The organism is Weissella viridescens, assembly GCF_001437355.1.
Lineage (GTDB): Bacteria > Bacillota > Bacilli > Lactobacillales > Lactobacillaceae > Weissella > Weissella viridescens.
Window position 1 is genome coordinate 72522 of the sequence record NZ_JQBM01000001.1, and the last position, 16973, is coordinate 89494.

Annotated in this window: 18 protein-coding genes and 1 other annotated feature; of the genes, 13 read left to right on the forward strand and 5 right to left on the reverse strand. The window is 39.8% G+C overall.

Going from position 1 to position 16973, the window contains the following annotated elements; all coding sequences use genetic code 11:
- Window positions 1-74: 74 nt before the first annotated feature.
- Window positions 75-2786, forward strand: coding sequence for a DNA polymerase I (gene polA / locus IV50_RS00370; RefSeq protein ID WP_057743454.1), 2712 nt, complete (start codon window positions 75-77; stop codon window positions 2784-2786).
- A 41-nt stretch (window positions 2787-2827) separates the two neighbouring features.
- On the opposite strand, the gene IV50_RS00375 is transcribed toward polA, so the two are convergent.
- Window positions 2828-3127 (reverse strand): hypothetical protein, encoded by a 300-nt coding sequence (locus tag IV50_RS00375; protein WP_057743458.1) that lies wholly within the window; start codon window positions 3125-3127, stop codon window positions 2828-2830.
- A gap of 153 nt (window positions 3128-3280) precedes the next feature.
- Between IV50_RS00375 and IV50_RS00380 the strand changes: the two genes are divergently transcribed.
- On the forward strand, window positions 3281-3943 hold the full coding sequence (locus tag IV50_RS00380; RefSeq protein WP_057743461.1) for an NAD(P)H-binding protein: 663 nt from the start codon (window positions 3281-3283) through the stop codon (window positions 3941-3943).
- Window positions 3944-3957: 14 nt separating this feature from the next.
- Here IV50_RS00380 and IV50_RS00385 read toward each other — a convergent pair whose 3' ends face one another.
- Window positions 3958-4449: a phosphotransferase-like protein gene (locus IV50_RS00385; protein ID WP_057743463.1), complete on the reverse strand. Its 492-nt coding sequence runs from the start codon at window positions 4447-4449 to the stop codon at window positions 3958-3960.
- Between the two features lie 186 nt (window positions 4450-4635).
- On the opposite strand from IV50_RS00385, the gene IV50_RS00390 reads away from it, so the two are divergent.
- From IV50_RS00390 to IV50_RS00405, 4 genes are all read left to right on the forward strand, one after another.
- Window positions 4636-4821, forward strand: coding sequence for a hypothetical protein (locus IV50_RS00390; protein ID WP_057743466.1), 186 nt, complete (start codon window positions 4636-4638; stop codon window positions 4819-4821).
- Window positions 4822-5014: 193 nt separating this feature from the next.
- Window positions 5015-5305: a hypothetical protein gene (locus tag IV50_RS00395; protein WP_057743470.1), complete on the forward strand. Its 291-nt coding sequence runs from the start codon at window positions 5015-5017 to the stop codon at window positions 5303-5305.
- Between the two features lie 118 nt (window positions 5306-5423).
- Window positions 5424-5786 carry an ASCH domain-containing protein gene (locus IV50_RS00400; protein ID WP_082626086.1) on the forward strand — a complete coding sequence of 121 codons (363 nt, stop codon included), beginning with the start codon at window positions 5424-5426 and terminating at the stop codon, window positions 5784-5786.
- Between the two features lie 10 nt (window positions 5787-5796).
- Window positions 5797-6303, forward strand: a complete 507-nt coding sequence (locus IV50_RS00405; protein WP_057743474.1) for an isochorismatase family protein — start codon at window positions 5797-5799, stop codon at window positions 6301-6303.
- A 67-nt stretch (window positions 6304-6370) separates the two neighbouring features.
- On the opposite strand, the gene IV50_RS07955 is transcribed toward IV50_RS00405, so the two are convergent.
- The 3 genes from IV50_RS07955 to IV50_RS00415 form a co-directional block, all read right to left on the reverse strand.
- Window positions 6371-6589 (reverse strand): GNAT family N-acetyltransferase, encoded by a 219-nt coding sequence (locus IV50_RS07955; protein ID WP_236697679.1) that lies wholly within the window; start codon window positions 6587-6589, stop codon window positions 6371-6373.
- Entirely contained in the window at window positions 6552-6944 is a 393-nt protein-coding gene (locus tag IV50_RS00410; RefSeq protein WP_057743478.1) for a GNAT family N-acetyltransferase, read from the reverse strand. Before IV50_RS00410 ends, IV50_RS07955 begins: the two co-directional genes overlap by 38 nt.
- Before the next feature lie 65 nt (window positions 6945-7009).
- Window positions 7010-8338 (reverse strand): C1 family peptidase, encoded by a 1329-nt coding sequence (locus tag IV50_RS00415; RefSeq protein WP_057743481.1) that lies wholly within the window; start codon window positions 8336-8338, stop codon window positions 7010-7012.
- Between the two features lie 139 nt (window positions 8339-8477).
- Window positions 8478-8756, forward strand: a binding site (T-box leader).
- A 93-nt stretch (window positions 8757-8849) separates the two neighbouring features.
- Here IV50_RS00415 and IV50_RS00420 point away from each other — a divergent pair.
- The 7 genes from IV50_RS00420 (at window position 8850) to IV50_RS00450 (ending at window position 16901) form a co-directional block, all read left to right on the forward strand.
- Window positions 8850-9728 (forward strand): MetQ/NlpA family ABC transporter substrate-binding protein, encoded by an 879-nt coding sequence (locus IV50_RS00420; RefSeq protein WP_057743484.1) that lies wholly within the window; start codon window positions 8850-8852, stop codon window positions 9726-9728.
- Between the two features lie 298 nt (window positions 9729-10026).
- Window positions 10027-11028, forward strand: a complete 1002-nt coding sequence (locus tag IV50_RS00425; protein ID WP_057743487.1) for an ABC transporter ATP-binding protein — start codon at window positions 10027-10029, stop codon at window positions 11026-11028.
- Window positions 11029-11036: 8 nt separating this feature from the next.
- Window positions 11037-12011, forward strand: coding sequence for an ATP-binding cassette domain-containing protein (locus IV50_RS00430; protein ID WP_057743489.1), 975 nt, complete (start codon window positions 11037-11039; stop codon window positions 12009-12011).
- Window positions 11992-12951 (forward strand): murein tripeptide/oligopeptide ABC transporter permease OppB, encoded by a 960-nt coding sequence (gene oppB, locus IV50_RS00435; protein ID WP_057743492.1) that lies wholly within the window; start codon window positions 11992-11994, stop codon window positions 12949-12951. The genes IV50_RS00430 and oppB overlap by 20 nt, the downstream gene beginning before the upstream one ends.
- A 10-nt stretch (window positions 12952-12961) precedes the next feature.
- Window positions 12962-13858, forward strand: coding sequence for an ABC transporter permease (locus tag IV50_RS00440; RefSeq protein WP_057743494.1), 897 nt, complete (start codon window positions 12962-12964; stop codon window positions 13856-13858).
- 102 nt (window positions 13859-13960) lie between these two features.
- Complete coding sequence (locus IV50_RS00445) at window positions 13961-15772, forward strand: ABC transporter substrate-binding protein (protein WP_057743497.1); 1812 nt, start codon at window positions 13961-13963, stop codon at window positions 15770-15772.
- A gap of 67 nt (window positions 15773-15839) precedes the next feature.
- A complete protein-coding gene (locus tag IV50_RS00450; RefSeq protein WP_057743499.1) occupies window positions 15840-16901 on the forward strand; it encodes a S66 family peptidase in 1062 nt (353 codons plus the stop codon).
- Window positions 16902-16973 lie beyond the last annotated feature (72 nt).

The following is a 16973-nucleotide window of genomic DNA, read 5'->3' on the forward strand; positions in this document are numbered from 1 at the left end:
GATAGGGCGTCTTTTCTGTTATGATAAGAGAAGAAGAAATGCGGCGAGCAGATGTTGCTGAAAGAGAGATATATATGGCTAGACCAACATTATTACTAATCGATGGAAATTCATTGGCATTCCGTGCCTTTTACGCCATGATTAATCAAGTCGATCGCTTTGTTAATAGCGAGGGCTTGCATACCAATGCCTTAGTGGCATTCAATAACTTTTTGGATGGTATCGTTGAACCATTTAATCCAGATAGTGCATTAGTTGCCTGGGATGCAGGGAAAACCACTTTCCGAACTGGTAAATTAGACTCTTATAAGGGTAACCGTGATAAGACACCAACTGAATTAACTGAACAATTTCCGTATTTGCGTGAAATGGTAACGCTTCATGGCATCTACAGCTATGAACTCCCAAATTACGAAGCGGACGATATTATCGGAACGACAGCAAAAGAAGGCCAAGCCGCCGGTTATGATGTCACCATTGTCACTGGTGATCGCGATATGTTGCAATTGGTGGATGAACATGTTGAGGTTTGGATCACAAAAAAGGGTGTTTCAGAAGTTGAGCATAACGATTTAGCCATGGTTGCTGAAAAATACGATGGTTTGACACCCGCACAAATTGTAGATGTCAAAGGTCTCCAAGGTGATACATCGGATAATTATCCAGGTGTCGCCGGGATTGGGCCCAAAACGGCCATCAAGTTGATTAAGGAATATGGGTCCATTCAAGGTTTATATGACCATATTGACGAGCTTAAGGCCAATAAACAAAAAGAAAAATTGGTAAATGGTAAGGAAGACGCTCTGATGTCCCGTGATTTAGCACGAATTCGGACCGACGCACCCGTGACATTTACCCTAGAAGATTTAAAATATACGGGACCCGATTACCAAGGCTTAATTAAGTTCTATCAGAAATTAGATTTTCGCCAACAATTGGCCAAATTAGCTAATCAGGGGCATGTCGCAGGTCAGCCAGAACCGGATGTGGATGGAGCAAGTGGCAATCAACCACAAGCTAACGCACAGAAACCCATTAATTTGAAGCCTATGCTTTTGGAAGATGTCGCAAACTTACCTAATTTTGAAGATGAAATCAGTGTTTATATTGAGCTGGATGATAAGGATTATCATCTAGGCGTTCCTGTTGGCTTTGTCCTTGGTAATGAAACCGATGGTTATGTGGTAAGTCGCGATCTTGATTTATTATTAAGTGAACCAGTGAAGCAAATCCTCGAAAACAGTGACATTGCCAAACATGTTTTTGATGCCAAATCAATTTTCGTGGTTCTAGAACGTTATGGCATTGCCTTGGCAGGTGTAAATGATGACGTTTTGTTGATGTCATACTTGGTCGACACGAATGATAACAGTAATGACTTGGGGGCTTTGGCACAACAAAATGATTACTTTGACGTTCAAACTGATGAGTCAGTTTACGGTAAGGGAGCAAAGTACGCCATTCCTGAAGATGATGATGTATTCTTCAATCATTTGGGACAAAAAGCGCGCGCGCTAAACATGTTACCAGCACAACTGTTGTCACAATTAGAAGAGCGTGAACAGACTGATCTCTATAAAACCATGGAATTGCCATTATCATTTGTACTAGCTGATATGGAAATTAATGGGATTAAGGTTGATAGTCAACAGTTGCTGGCCATGGGAACTGAATTAACAAACTGTCTGCATGAATTAGAACAATCAATTTATGCGGAGGCTGGCCATGAATTTAATATCCAATCGCCTAAACAACTAGGCGTCGTGCTTTTCGAAGAAATGGGCTATAAGCCAATTAAAAAGACAAAGACGGGTTATTCAACGAGTGTCGATGTCTTGGAACAAATGCAAGATGTGCCAATTGTGGCTGATATTTTGGAGTACCGGAAACTGTCAAAAATTAAAGCAACCTATGTTGATGGTTTATTACGGGTCATCCATGGGACAGATTCAAAGGTGCATACGCACTATATTCAAACTCTGGCCCAGACAGGCCGCTTATCTTCAACCGATCCGAACTTGCAAAACATTCCTGCTCGAACTGAAGAAGGCCGTTCAATCCGTAAGGCCTTTGTACCTAGTGAACCAGATTGGTATATTGTCAGTTCGGACTACTCACAAATTGAGTTACGTGTGCTAGCACACATTTCTGGCGATAAGAATATGCAAGCAGCGTTTAATGCTGATGAAGACATTCACGCGGATACTGCACGTCGTATCTTCCACTTAGATGATGATGCTGAAATTGATCCTAATATGCGTCGTAAAGCTAAAGCCGTTAACTTTGGAATTGTTTACGGTATATCAGACTTTGGTCTCGCCAATAACATTGGCGTTAGTCGTAAAGAAGCTAAAGAAATCATTGATACGTACTTCCAGGAATACCCTGGCATCAAGCAATGGTCTGACAACATTATTGAATTTGCACGTGAACATGGGTATGTAGAAACCTTGGCGCACCGCCGTCGTTACTTACCAGACATTCATGCTAAAAATTTCAATGTGCGTAGTTTTGCGGAACGTACAGCTATGAATACGCCAATTCAAGGTTCAGCTGCAGATATTATTAAAATAGCCATGTTACATGTTCAGCAGGCCTTGAAGGATGCTGGTATGCAAACTCGTATGTTGCTTCAAGTACACGATGAATTGATTTTCGAAGTTCCTGAAAATGAATTAGAACAAGTGCATACAATGATTCCAAAAATAATGGATTCTGCGATGCAATTAGATGTTCCTCTTAAGGTCTCAACTCATGAGGGTAAGTCTTGGTACGAAGCGAAATAAAATAAAAAACGTTCCAGAGCTTGTTTACTCTGAAACGTTTTTTATTTTATAGTTTGCGGCTCGAGAATTTCAACTTCAACGACATCTTCAGCAGCTGCTTTATCCTTATTTGATAAGGCAATGATTTCTTGGTCGATGCGTTCACGTTCTTTAATCAAAAGTGTTTTATTATTTTCCATAGAAGCACTAATGTTTGTTAAATGAACGGCTTTGTTATCTAAGATAGATTCACGTAATTTAGAAGTCTCAACTAAAGCCTGGTATTTTTGACGTAAACGTACGTAAAGAATACCCAAAATGCACACAATCAAAAGTAAAATAGCAATAATTATTTTAAGCATGTATGTTTCTCCAATAATTTAGGATAGTATCAATTATACATGATAATTGGGGTGGCATTAAACCTTTTATTTGATTTGAAATAAAACTGACAGGGGTGTATCCTTGCCTATAATGATAATTACTATGTAAAAGAAAGTACATGAGGCAAAAAGATGACAAAAGAAATTTTAGTGGTTGGTGCTACAGGACGTGTTGGACAACGGGTGATGCGACTTTTGCAGAATAACGTAGCTTACCATGTTGTGGGGACATCGAGTCATCCAACAGCAGAATCACCATTGATTAAACTTGACCTACATGATAATTTTGAATCAATTCGTCAAGTTGTTGCTCAATTTGACATTGTATTTTTTACAGCTGGATCACGTGGAAAAGATCTTTTACAAGTGGACTTGAATGGTAATATTAAAATTGCACAAGCTGCTGAACAAGTAGGTGTTGAGCGATTTGTACAACTTAGCTCAATTAAATCGTTAAATCAAAAAGGTTGGTCAACACCTAAAGCAGGTGACTTAACAGATTACAATATTGCACGTCATTTTGCCGATCAGATGATTACCCAAAGTAAGTTAGACTATACAATTGTTCAAGCTGGTTCGCTTTTGGAGACAGAACCGACACACAAAATTAATGTCTATTCCATCGGTGAAATGGGGCAGCGTGTGAACTTAGACGAGACGCAGAATCGGGGAAATACATTAGATGACGTTGCTCACGTCCTCACTGAAACACTTAATTACCCTAACTTAGCTCAGCGCGTAATTGAAATTGAGAATGGCGATATGCCAATTACTGAAGCCTTGTCTCAAATCTAATTAAATCAACTTGATCAACGTTCGTTATAACAACTTTGTTGAATCACTTTGAGACGCTCTGGTAGTGATAACTGTGTTGGTATAATGATTTCTGCGTGTTTTACTGGATCACCATTGTGACACCACCACTTCTTTAATTGAATTTCCGAAAAGGGAGTGGGTTTTAAGTTATTGCGTTGTAAACCAGTGTCGAAATCTAGGTTTAAATAGAAGTAATGGACGGGTACAGGGACGCAGTCTAAAAAGGTGTAAACCGCTCGATAGTGTTCTGTTCGTAAAATCCCTTCCAAAATGATATCTAATTGATGATCAAGAGCCCAATCCATTAAAGTGACAATTAATTTTGGTGTTAAACTATGCAGTCCTTCATGTTCTAAGAGTAATTCTCTTTTAATCGTGTCTTGAGCGATTAAAAAAGTTGTTTGTGGGTGTGCCGCTTTCAATGCTCGCGCAAGTGAGGTCTTGCCACTTGCTGAGTTTCCGCGAAGTACAATGATTTGTGACATAGAGTTGAACCCCTTATTGATCTGGAAAATAGTTTCTTTAGTCTTGTTATTTGTGTAGAATATGCTATAATAATAGATTAAGGGTAGCAGGTATGCATTCAGTGGTCTTAAATAAAAACCACTTTGCATTCATATATTGTATACAATATATAAAAGTAGTAAACAAGACTAAAAGGAGGAAAACAGATGAATCAAGTATCAAAATGGTTTAGATTAAAAACGTTGCAACGCGAACACGCACGTGTGCAAATGAAATTAAACCAAATCTATTCAACAAAGAGTCGTAGTACAGACTTCTTAGAACGTCAAAAGAATTTGCGTCGTCGATTGCGTACAATCGAAGAGCGCATGGATCAATTAAAGCAACAATAAAGCTGATGGCCTTGCCATTGGCTTTTTTTGTAACGTTTGAATGACCAACACTTGTGTCGGCTTTAAAAGTGGGGTGAATTGGTCTATAATTAAATTTTAATGGAGTACATTGTTTATTTTAATTTTAGCGCAGTGAAGGATTACGTTAAGAATTTGTTGTTTTAGAATTTAAATGGGAAAGTGGGTAAGTAGCATGTTAGGTCAAGTAGGCGATTATCATTTCAATAAGACGACGCACAATAATTTAAAGGTTCATGTAGATGTTGCCGGAGATCCCGAGCAAAAAGCTGCTGAGGAAGAAGCCGGATTCCATGTTTCACAAAGTCTCCGTTTGCATCAGAGTTACGAAGAACGTTACAAGCGTTTTGCCAAAATGATGGAGGCCAAGAAACCGCTCGATGAAATTGCTAAAGAATTGGACTTATCTGAAATAACGTTACATAGTCAACGTTATATGCAACGCTATACAAAGCACGAGAAATAACCTAACAACCTAGGAGTGGGATAGGTACAATGAATCAAACAGTTGCAGAATATTGGGAGACATTCCGTAAAAAAATCAGCTTAAGGCTTCCGAACCATATGAAGTCTTTGGGTTTGGCATGACGCCAGTGGTCATTGACGAATTAGCTGAGCTAGTCGTTAAAGATAAAAAAGTTGGTACTACCAGTGCTGTGAGTTTGTATGAACACGATGAGCCGATGCCTTATGTTGGTGCGCTATCCATTGTATTAAATAGCGCCGAACAACCTGTAGCTGTGATTGAAGCGACACAGGTTGAAAAAATACGCTTTGATGATGTCACACCGGAACACGCACGTTTGGAAGGTGAAGGGGACTTATCATTGTCCTACTGGCGGCAAGTCCACAAAGATATATTTGAATCGTTGTTTCAAGGTGAGTTAGGGCGTCCTTTTAATGGGGATGAACTGGTTATTTTTGAAACCTTTAAACGTGTGTTTTGAAGGAGTAATCATGTGGTCAGCTGATGTCTTACTTGTTATTGATATGCAGAATGGCATTTGTCGTCGTGGTGTGGCAGATAGTCTAGATTTATCTAATCTGATGCAACGCATTAATACCCGCGTCCAAAGCTACCATGCGTTGGATAAACCCATCATTTGGATTCAACATCATGATGATGACATAAGACGCCATACATTTGACTGGGATTTTTTACCAGAATTGATGCTTAATCGAACGACAGACGATATAATCGAAAAAAATCATCCCGATAGTTTCTACAACACCTGTTTGGACGCACGCTTGCAACAAGTAGGTGCACAGCATCTTGAAATTTGTGGTGCACAAGTCGAGTTTTGTGTCGATACGACAATCAAAGCAGCCTTTGATCGTGAGTACCAGCTCCATATGCTGCCAAATATGACAACTACTTGGGATAATGAATACATGAACGCTAAACAGACGCAGAAATTTTACGAAAAGATTTGGCAAAATACTTTTGTATCTGGTCTCGCGTAAGCGACCACAAGAAAAAATGATTGTTAATAAAAGGCCCCAGCCTGTTTTACCAGCTGGGGCCTTTTATTTATAGATTAATAACATCCGGTTGTTTAGGCAAGGGTGAGATTTGTTTTTCCATCCAAATGGTATCCAGCCAGTGTCCAAATTTATAACCACTGTTTTTGAAATGACCAACTGTTTCAAATCCTTGTTTCTGATGAAAAGCAATGCTTGATACGTTTTCAGCTGTAATACAAGCAAAGATATTAACGATATTTTGCGTTTTCAGCTGTAATACAAGCAAAGATATTAACGATATTTTGCGTTTTCAGCTTTTGTTCTAATGCTGTGTAAAGCGCTTGACCAACATGTTGTCCTTGCGCTGAATCTACGATATAGATGGTCGTTTCGACACTCCATTGATAAGCAAATCTTGAATTATAAGCATGTGCGTAACAGTAACCCAGTAGCTGATCTTGGTCATTTTCCGCTACCAAGTAGGGATAGCTTCGTCGGATTTGCTGAAACTGCTGCGTAAAATCCGTCAATGTTGGTACCAATTCATCAAAGGTTGCTGTAGAACGCGTCACATATGGTGCATAAATGCTGAGTAGTTGTGGTAGATCCGCTTTTTGAGCAGTACGAATCTTTACTGTCATGTGATACCTCGTATGAGTCCGAAAAAAAAAGTCGGGTACACCCGACTTGTGTGAGAAACATTCAACTAGGCAAGAGCACCCATTGGATCCCATGGCGCTAGTTTGATTGGTTCAGTTTCAAGGGCAGCTTTTTGGGCATCGGTTAACAAATCTTTACGAACCACGATTTGGTAAGTGAATTCATCCATCCAGGCATCACTCATCACGAAGAAACCATTCGTTCCAACCTTATCGCCCCAGCTGTTTTCAACTTTCCATTTTGTAGGTTGGTCGTTTACAAGATCAACACCAGTCAAAACCATGGCGTGTGTCATCATACTTTCACCGTAGTCCAAGCGTTGTGCCTTGGTTGTATCAAAGTCAACATAAAATAATTCATTCACGTCATACGCATCCAATGCCATAATCCCCTTATCACGAATTGATGATTGTCCGACATCGCTACCAAACCAAACAGATTCACCAGCTTGAAGTTGCTTGAGTGCTAGATCTTTTAAATCAGCCATTTCAAGATTAAGATATTGAACGGGCTTCCCATTAACGACGTTTCCTAACATATCAACACTGTAGGTGTGCATGAACGGTTTGTCGGCAGTAGGGGCATTAATGACACTAATGTAGTCATTGAAGTCGATATCAATATACTTTTTAAAGAAAGATTGTGGGGTTAAGTCCGTTTCTTGTAAGAAGTTGTTGTTTTCATCCCGATATTCAAAGTCGAAAGTTTCAGGTGGAATACCCAAAGCCATGGCGAGAACATTATAAACTTCTTGAAGTAGGTCCTGGCGCTTGGTTTCAATCTCACTGGCTGTGGCGTGGTCTGCCACTAATGTTCGCAAAATATAGGCATGCTTTCGTAATAACTTATTCAAATATTCATTGAGCTGGGTTGAATCTGAACTACTTGCGGTTTCAGGCATTGCTGACTTAGGCACGAGGCCGTACTTGTCAAAGATTGACACCATCATATCCCATTGACCACCATCTTGTTGTGGGGTTTGGAGAAGGAAAGCCACTTCGCGACTAGTACGGTCCAAGTCTGCGGTAGCCAAGATGTTTTCATAGAAGTAATTGGCCTTTTCATATTTGTCCCAGAAGAAGGTGTAGTTTTGTGAAAGTTCAAAGTTAGCAAGGTTAAAATCACTTGAAAGCTTGTGGCGCATTGTATTTAATGCGGCAAACATCCAGCAACGACCTGACTTTTTCTGATCGGCAACCTTACCAGTATTGAGATCAATCGAAAATGTAGGGGTGTTTTCGACAAATGTGCTCTGATTTTGGGCAGAATTATTAATGCCGTTCTTCCAGACACTGCGTTGTCCCACACGTTGCGTAGGATTGGCTAAAAATGCTTCACGAAACTTATTTGTTTCTGATTGTGTAATTTCTGACATATGGACCCTCCTTATTTCTAATAATTCTCATTTTACGCCGAAAATGATTGAAACACAATTGATGACAAAAAGTTAAACGTTTAATGAGAAAAAATCATTTTATTGATTGACATTAGCGTTCTTATTCGTTATTCTAATGTTGTTTACGAAGATAAGATGAAGTAGACATTGAAAGATTCTCAGAGAGCTAATGGTTGGTGTGAGTTAGTGATTGGCAAATGTTGAAAATGGTCTTTGAGTCATTTGTAGTGGTGAGCCATCATGGGTTGATGTGTAAGCCATTGCCGGAAGTGCCCGTTATCGCACAGCGTATATCCGAACGTTGTTGACTAGTCCAACGGAAGTGGCGTACGTCTGAGCTTGTGTCAGTAATGATACGAGAAAACTAGGTGGTAACACGATTCAGATCGTCCTAGGATACCCAAAACAGGGGTGTCCTAGGACGTTTTTATTTTGGCCAAATAAACTGTCAATCGTGTTGACTGAACACATATCTGATGAGGAACATAATATGAGTAAATTATTGAAGCAAATTGCAGTCGGTTCAGCAGTATTTGGGTTAGCAACAGTTGTGGGGACGACTGTTTCACAAGCAGATGGGAAAGATACAAAGGACCTGAAGACGATTAAAGTGGGAATTAATTCACCTTCAAAGACAGATGATGGCGTTTGGAAACGCGTTAAAGCCAATGGTAAAAAGAATGGGATTGATATTAAACTAGTGACGTTTACCGATTTTAACCAACCCAATCAAGCGTTGCAAGACGGTCAAATTGATGCAAACGCATTCCAACACTATGCTTTTTTGAAGGATTGGAATCAACATCACCATGCTGATTTACAAGCTGTTGGACAAACGGTTTCAGGTCCAGGACGCTTATATTCTGATAAGCATAAGAGCATCAAAGACATCCCAGATGGTGGGACAATCGCCATTGCAAATGATCCAACGAATGAGGCTCGGGCACTATTCTTGTTACAATCGGCGGGCTTGATTAAGTTGAAGAGTGGTGTAGAGAATCCAACCGCCAAAGATGTTGTTTCAAGTCCCAAGCATTTAAAAATTAAGGAACTTGCGGCTGATCAAACCTTAGCTAGCTTGAAATCAGTTGATGCTGCGGTAATTTCAGCAACTTTTGTGGAAGCAGCTGGACGTAATCCGGAGTCCGCAATCTATGTATGGAATGTCGATAACAAACACACTCATCAATATATTAATATTATTGCTAGTTCAAAGGCCAAAGAAAATAAGTGGTATACCAAGGCGTTGGTAAAATCTTATCAAGCGGACAACGTTGCTAATTATATAAATAAAACGAGTCATGGAACTGAGGTACCTGCTTGGAAAGGCGCTCCACAGCCAAAATTAAAAACAGCTGAACAAAAGTGAGGGAAATAAATGAGAAAACACTTTTAATTCTCATTTAACTAAGTTATAATCTCAAATACAAGCACAACGATAGCGTTTGATGTTCCTTTCCAAATTTTATAAACATAAATATACAACCATACTACTCAAAAACATCTTCATTATCTGCTGTGTTCTGTATGCGAAGCCTTATCAGGTTTACACCTGGTAAGGCTTTTTTAGTGCAATAGTGGCATTTTTTAATAAAACACTTGCATTTATGTCTTTAATATTAGAGAATACTAATAATTTAATTTTTAAGGATGAGGAGAGCAAGTGTATGGTTGGTGATGATTTACTGAATGCAAAAAAAGTAACAGTTTCATTTTTAATCAATGGTGAATGGCAGACAGGAATTTATGATGTTGATTTAGATATCGCACATGGAGAGGTGCTTGCGTTAGTCGGTGAATCTGGGTCAGGTAAAAGTACCTTTGCCACCTCAGTCATTGGTTTGCATAATAAAAAACAAACCCACGTGACGGGGAGTATCACCTTAGATGGACAGGAATTGATTGATTTACCAGACGCAGAAGAAAATCGCGTTCGTGGAGAAAAGATTGGCATGATTTTCCAAGATCCGTTGGCCGCTTTAAACCCACTCATGAAAATTGGACAACAAATTCAAGAGACATTGGATATTCATGATGTCTATCAAAAGGATCAATATCATGCACGTGTGATTGAACTATTGGATGAAGTTGGCATTGTTAATCCGGAGCGAACAGCTAAACAATATCCACATGAACTATCTGGAGGGATGCGTCAACGTGTCATGATTGCGTTAGCTATCGCAAATGATCCGGACTTGATTATTGCAGATGAACCAACAACTGCGTTAGATACGACTATTCAAGCGCAGATTTTAGATGTTCTGCTTGAAATTCGTGACCGTAAGGAAACTGGGATCTTATTGATTACCCATGATTTAGGTGTCGTAGCTGAGGTTGCTGACTCGGTGGCTGTTATGTACGCTGGACAAATTGTTGAAAAAGCTTCAGTTCAAGAATTATTTGAACATCCACTACATCCTTATACACGTTCGCTCTTGCGTTCAAACCCTGAGGTCGATCGTGAAGATGATGAACTCTACGTTATTCCAGGTACGGTTCCCGCATTATCCGAAATGGACCACCACAAGGATTTGTTCTTACAACGTGTTCCGTGGATGCAAGACGAAGCAGACGTAGACATTCCCGATGAACTTGTTGAAGCGCGACCAAATCATTTTGTACGAGGAACCGCTTGGCGCACATTTGAATTTCCAGATCAAAAAGGATAGTAAAAGATATGGCAGATGAAATTTTAAAATTAGAAGGTTTGAAAGTACATTATCCCATTCGTTCCGGTTTTTGGAATCGCGTGACGGACAATGTCAAGGCGGTTGATGGTGTTGATTTAACCATTAAGCAAGGTGAAACATTAGGCTTGGTGGGTGAGTCCGGATCAGGTAAATCAACACTGGGTAAAGTGATTGTTGGTTTAGAAGATATGACTGAAGGAAACTTAGTTTATGAACATGAGCATGTGAACACTGCGGCTGAACGTAAGCGCGTCCAATATAACAAGGATGTTCAGATGATTTTCCAAGACTCGTTGTCTTCCTTAAATCCACGTAAAACCATCTACGATATTATTGCGGAGCCAATTCGTAACTTTAATCCTATGGATCCAGTTGCAGAAAATGACCGTATTCGGAAGTTGCTAGATATTGTGGGGTTGCCACAACGGACCCTTTTCCAATATCCTTTCCAGTTTTCAGGAGGACAACGACAACGGATTGGAATCGCCCGAGCGCTAGCGACAGATCCGAAACTGATTATTGCTGATGAACCGGTCTCAGCCTTGGACTTATCCGTACAAGCGCAAGTTTTGAATTTCATGAAGAAAATTCAAAAAGAATTAGGTATTTCATATCTTTTCATCTCGCACGATTTAGGTGTTGTTCGGCATATGACAGACAATATTGCGGTTATGCATCATGGCCGGCTAGTTGAAAAAGGGACGCGTGAGGATATTTTTGAAAATCCACAACACATTTATACGCAACGGCTCTTAGCTGCTATTCCATCTGTGAATGTGTCAGAACGAGCAGAAAATCGGGCAAAGCGACGTGCGATTGAACAAACGTTCGATGAACGTTTTAATGAATTTTATGATGATGAGGGAATGCCACTGCCACTTGTCCAGCTAACCGAGACACATTATGCAGCATTACCACAGCAAGACCAGAAGGAGACGGACCATGTGGAAAGTAATAATTAGACGAATTTTAATCATGATTCCACAACTTTTTATTTTAAGTTTGTTGGTATTTCTATTAGCAAAGATGATGCCAGGGGATCCATTTAGTGGATTAATTGGTCCAAACACAGACCCTAAACAGATTGCCGCATTACGTGAGGCAGCAGGCCTAAATGATCCCTGGTGGCAACAGTATATCCACTGGATTAGTAATGCCGCTCACGGTGATCTAGGGATGTCATATACCATGAAACAACCAGTCTCAACTTTGATTGGTAGTCGGATGGTGAATACTTTCTGGCTTTCATTGTTAGCCATGATTTTGACGTATGCACTTGCCATTCCAATGGCCATTTCAGCAGCACGCCACGAAGGCTCACTTTGGGATCGCATTTTGTTAATTTATAACTCGGTTACTTTTGGTATTCCTGCCTATGTTGTGTACTTACTCTTTATTTTCATCTTCGGATTTACTTTGGGTCTTTTCCCAACAGGTGGTACAGTCGACCCTAATGTTTCAGGATTCTTCCCAACATTGATTAATAAGATTTATCACATGATTTTGCCAGCAATTACGATGGCATTATTGGGAACAACAGCAATTTTCACCTACCTCCGTTCTGGTATCTTAGATGAACAAACGCAAGATTATGTGAAAACTGCCCGTGCTAAAGGTGTAAGTGAAGATCATGTCTTCACGCGACATATTCTTCGAAATGCCTTGCTACCAATTGCTGCCAATTTTGGTTTTGTCATTACTGGTTTGCTTGGTGGAGCCATCTTCGCTGAAACAATTTTCGGATATCCTGGACTCGGTAAGTTATTCATTACTGCAATTACAGGACGTGATTACTCAGTGATTACAGCTTTAATTTTGTTGAACGGGTTCTTAGCCTTATTGGGAGCACTGCTTTCAGATATTATTATGGCAATTGTTGACCCACGAATTCGGATTGAGTAGGAGTAAGAAGATGAGTCGAAAATTAAAAATCAAAGAAAATGCAGGAAATGGTGGACTCCTCAAGCGGACGTTAATCCGTGAATTTAAAAAGGATGATTTAGCCCGCTATTCACTTTATATTTTAGTGGCCTTACTTTTAATCGTCTTTGTCGGGGCATTGTTTATTCCTAAAGCACATTACCTTGATGTCAATATTATAGATCAATATTTGGCCCCCATGACTGATGGCCATATCCTAGGGACAGACAACGGTGGACATGACATTATTACAATGTTGATTGTTAGTTCGCGCAATTCACTGACAATTGCCTTAGCCGTTACCTTGCTTACCTTTGTTTTCGGTACAGTTGTGGGAACAATTACGGGTTATTACGGTGGAAAGGTCGACATGATTGTCATGCGTATGACTGACTTTATTATGATTTTACCCGTGTTAATGATTATTATCGTGTTGGTCACAATCGTGCCAAAGTATAATGCCACAACGTTAATTCTATTAATGAGTGCGTTTTATTGGATTGGAACCATGCGGTTGGTTCGTTCACGTGTGCTAACTGAATCACAACGTGACTATGTTAAAGCATCAAAAACATCAGGTACATCTAATTTCAAAATTATGTTCCGTGAAATCTTGCCCAATATTGCCTCATTGTTAATTGCTGAAGCAACCCTTAGTTTTGCTGGAAACATTGGATTAGAGACTGGGTTAAGTTTCTTAGGGTTCGGATTGCCAGCGGGTACGCCATCATTAGGAACAATGATTAATGAGGCCACAAATCCTGAAACGATGACCCAAATGCCATGGACCTGGGTGCCAGCGGCGGTGATTATTCTCATTGTCGTTTTGACAATTATCTTCATTGGGCAAGCTTTGCGTCGTGTGGCTGATCAACGTCAAACGAATTAATGATAATTAAATTAGAAAAGAATTAGAAAAACACTTGCTATGTTAAATAAGTAATGTATAATAACTTTATTAGTAAATTTTAATCATATGGGAGTAGAGGCTATGAGTAAAGGAAAATGGATTGCAGGTGTGACCGTAGCTGCCGTTGTCTTAGGCGGTGGTGGATATGCGTATTATGCTTCACAGCATAATGATAATGCTACCGGCGGAAAAGTTGGTAATTTGAACGTCGAATACAAAAATGATAAAACGATTAAAAAGGGCGGAAATTTGAATGTTGCTTATGAGTCAGATGTTCCGTTTAAAGCACAGTTTGAAGCTGGGTTAATGGACGATGCTACCATGCAGCAAATGGCAGCTCCCGCCACTGGTGGAAGTGTTAACGGAGGCGGAGGAATTTTCAATGCCGATAACGACTTTAATATCCAAAAGGGTGGTCAAGCAGACATTTCCTTTGATAAGAATGCTAAAACAGCGACAGTGACATTGCGTGATGACCTTAAGTGGTCTGATGGCAAGCCGGTTACGGCAAAAGATTACGAATTTGCCTACGAAATTGTCGCCAATCCCGCCTATGGATCGTCTCGTTGGACTGATTCATTAGCGAATATTGAAGGATTGAGTGATTACCATGCTGGTAAAGCAAAATCTATTTCTGGTATTACCTTCCCGGATGGCGAAGAAGGTAAAAAAATTAAACTCCAATTTAAGGAAAACAAGCCAGGATTTAAGCATACTGGTAATGGATACTTCCTCGAAAGTGTATCTCCATACCATTACTTAAAGGATGTTGAACCAAAGAAATTGGCGTCAGATCCAAAGACAACAACAAAGCCTTTGGTCACTGGTCCGTTTAAGCCTGAAAAAATTGTTTCAGGAGAATCAATTTACTATACGCAAAATAAATACTACTACGGTAAGAAGCCAAACTTGAAGTCAATTACGTATACAACTGTAGACCCTTCAAAGACAGTAGCTTCGATTAAAGCTGGTAAGTATGATGTGGTCAAGGAAGCCTCACCAAGTGTTTATCCACAAATTAAGAAGTTGGGTAATGTTGCTGTGACCGGACAGCAACAACTTTATATCTCTATGTTGAATTTCAACTTAGGTCATTACGATACGAAAACATCACAAAACGTACAAGATCGTAAGACGCCATTACAAGATAAGCGTGTGCGTCAAGCTATTGGATATGCACGTAATGTTGACGAAGTTACAAAGAAGTTTGGAAACGGGTTAACGCAACGTGCAAATACATTAATTCCACCAATCTTTAAGGACTACTCAGACACTAAACTTAAGGGTTACCCTGAAGATATTAAGAAAGCCAATAAGCTTTTGGATGAAGCTGGCTGGAAGTGGGATAAGAAACACGAGTTCCGAGAGAAGGATGGCAAGCGTTTGAACTTGACTTACATGGCACGTCAATCTAACGGAAACTCTGAAGCCGTTGCTAAGAACTATATCCAACAATGGAAGAAGATTGGGGCCAATGTTACCCTTTATAAGGGTCGTTTAACTGACTTCAACACTTATTTGCAGATTACAACTTCACCTGAATCTGGTGCATGGGATTTGACTGATGCAGCTTGGTCACTTTCATCTGACCCATCACAAAATGATTTGTTCAGTAAGGGTGCTCAATACAATACTGGCCACTTTACGAGCCCAGAATTGACAAAGAAGTTGAACAAGATTGATTCATCTACAATCAAGAACGATAAAGAACGTGCTGAAGCCTTTAAGGATTATCAAAAGTACATGAATGATGAAGCATATGTCATTCCAACGTCATTCAGCACAGATTACACACCAGTTAACAAGCGTGTAGCTAACTGGTCAATGGCTTATGGTGACAATAATGCTTGGTCTGATTTAGGGGTTACCTCAAATACACCAGCAAAGAACTAAGCTATTCTGAAGAAGCAATAATCCGAGATGGATTATTGTTTTTTTATTATCTCGAAAGGAGCACGCTATGACGATTAAGCCACCACATTTAAAAAAAGGGGACACACTTGCCTTAGTGACGCTTTCAAACGGTGCACTATTTGATAATGACATTGCCTTAAAAATCGGTCAGCAGCGCCTGGCTGATTTTGGCTTAAGTCTCAAAGTGATGCCCCATGCAGCTGATTCACCAGAATATTTATGGGAACATCCGGAGGTACGTGCTACTGATTTGAAGGCTGCATTTATGGATGACGATGTCAAAGGGATCGTCTGTACCATTGGCGGGTGTGAGACTTATCGACTTACACCATATTTACTTGATGATCCAGAATTTATAAAGGTAGTGCGTCAGCACCCAAAAGTTTTTATGGGATTTTCAGATACAACGTTAAATCATCTTGTTTTCCAAAAAATTGGCTTGAATACGTTTTATGGACCTAGTTTTTTGAATGATTTCGCTTACTTAGGGCCTGAAATGTTGCCATTTGCCCGTGATAACTTTGCCCATTTCTTTGTTCCTGAAGCTTATCAGCTTGTATCAAGTCCAGTTTGGTTTGATGAGCGCCAGGATTTTTCAGCTAATAGCTTGGGCGTACAACGTATGGCACATCAAGAGCGATATGGTTATGAAACGCTGTATGGAACTGGGGCCCAGACAGGCAAACTATTAGGTGGATGTATTGAAAGTTTGTTTGATTTGTTAACTGGCCACAATTTTCCTGACGAATTAACCATCAATGCAAAATATGGGCTATGGCCAAAAAATTGGCAGGGAAAGATGATGTTCTTAGAGCCGAGTCAAGAGAACCCAGATCCGAAAAAATTAGCGATTTATTTACATCGAATTGCCCAGACCGGGGTTTTCAATCAGGTATCAGGTTTATTAGTGGGCAAGTCCCAGAACCAGAAGTATTTTCATGAATATCGAAAACTGTATCAACAGCTTGGTGAACGATATCATTTACCAGTACTTTATAATGTTAATTTTGGTCATGGCTTTCCACGACTTTCCATGCCATATGGTGTTGAAGTTGAAGTTGACTTTGATGAACAAACGATTAAATTACTAGAATCGCCATGGACATAAATAAACGATAAGGGGCAACTTAAAAGTTGCTCTTTTTTTCTGCAATAAATCAAAAATGAACTTTACTTCTAT

What these genes read in the sequence shown, in the direction of transcription:
- IV50_RS00445 (WP_057743497.1), top strand. Translation starts at nt 13,961, where the DNA reads ATGAGTAAAGGAAAATGGATTGCAGGTGTGACCGTAGCTGCCGTTGTC.
- IV50_RS00440 (WP_057743494.1), top strand. Translation starts at nt 12,962, where the DNA reads ATGAGTCGAAAATTAAAAATCAAAGAAAATGCAGGAAATGGTGGACTC.
- IV50_RS00430 (WP_057743489.1), top strand. Translation starts at nt 11,037, where the DNA reads ATGGCAGATGAAATTTTAAAATTAGAAGGTTTGAAAGTACATTATCCC.
- IV50_RS00405 (WP_057743474.1), top strand. Translation starts at nt 5,797, where the DNA reads ATGTGGTCAGCTGATGTCTTACTTGTTATTGATATGCAGAATGGCATT.
- IV50_RS00420 (WP_057743484.1), top strand. Translation starts at nt 8,850, where the DNA reads ATGAGTAAATTATTGAAGCAAATTGCAGTCGGTTCAGCAGTATTTGGG.
- IV50_RS00390 (WP_057743466.1), top strand. Translation starts at nt 4,636, where the DNA reads ATGAATCAAGTATCAAAATGGTTTAGATTAAAAACGTTGCAACGCGAA.
- IV50_RS00395 (WP_057743470.1), top strand. Translation starts at nt 5,015, where the DNA reads ATGTTAGGTCAAGTAGGCGATTATCATTTCAATAAGACGACGCACAAT.
- IV50_RS00385 (WP_057743463.1), bottom strand. Translation starts at nt 4,449, where the DNA reads ATGTCACAAATCATTGTACTTCGCGGAAACTCAGCAAGTGGCAAGACC.
- IV50_RS00375 (WP_057743458.1), bottom strand. Translation starts at nt 3,127, where the DNA reads ATGCTTAAAATAATTATTGCTATTTTACTTTTGATTGTGTGCATTTTG.
- IV50_RS00380 (WP_057743461.1), top strand. Translation starts at nt 3,281, where the DNA reads ATGACAAAAGAAATTTTAGTGGTTGGTGCTACAGGACGTGTTGGACAA.
- polA (WP_057743454.1), top strand. Translation starts at nt 75, where the DNA reads ATGGCTAGACCAACATTATTACTAATCGATGGAAATTCATTGGCATTC.
- IV50_RS00410 (WP_057743478.1), bottom strand. Translation starts at nt 6,944, where the DNA reads ATGACAGTAAAGATTCGTACTGCTCAAAAAGCGGATCTACCACAACTA.
- IV50_RS00450 (WP_057743499.1), top strand. Translation starts at nt 15,840, where the DNA reads ATGACGATTAAGCCACCACATTTAAAAAAAGGGGACACACTTGCCTTA.
- IV50_RS00400 (WP_082626086.1), top strand. Translation starts at nt 5,424, where the DNA reads ATGACGCCAGTGGTCATTGACGAATTAGCTGAGCTAGTCGTTAAAGAT.
- IV50_RS00415 (WP_057743481.1), bottom strand. Translation starts at nt 8,338, where the DNA reads ATGTCAGAAATTACACAATCAGAAACAAATAAGTTTCGTGAAGCATTT.
- oppB (WP_057743492.1), top strand. Translation starts at nt 11,992, where the DNA reads ATGTGGAAAGTAATAATTAGACGAATTTTAATCATGATTCCACAACTT.
- IV50_RS00425 (WP_057743487.1), top strand. Translation starts at nt 10,027, where the DNA reads ATGGTTGGTGATGATTTACTGAATGCAAAAAAAGTAACAGTTTCATTT.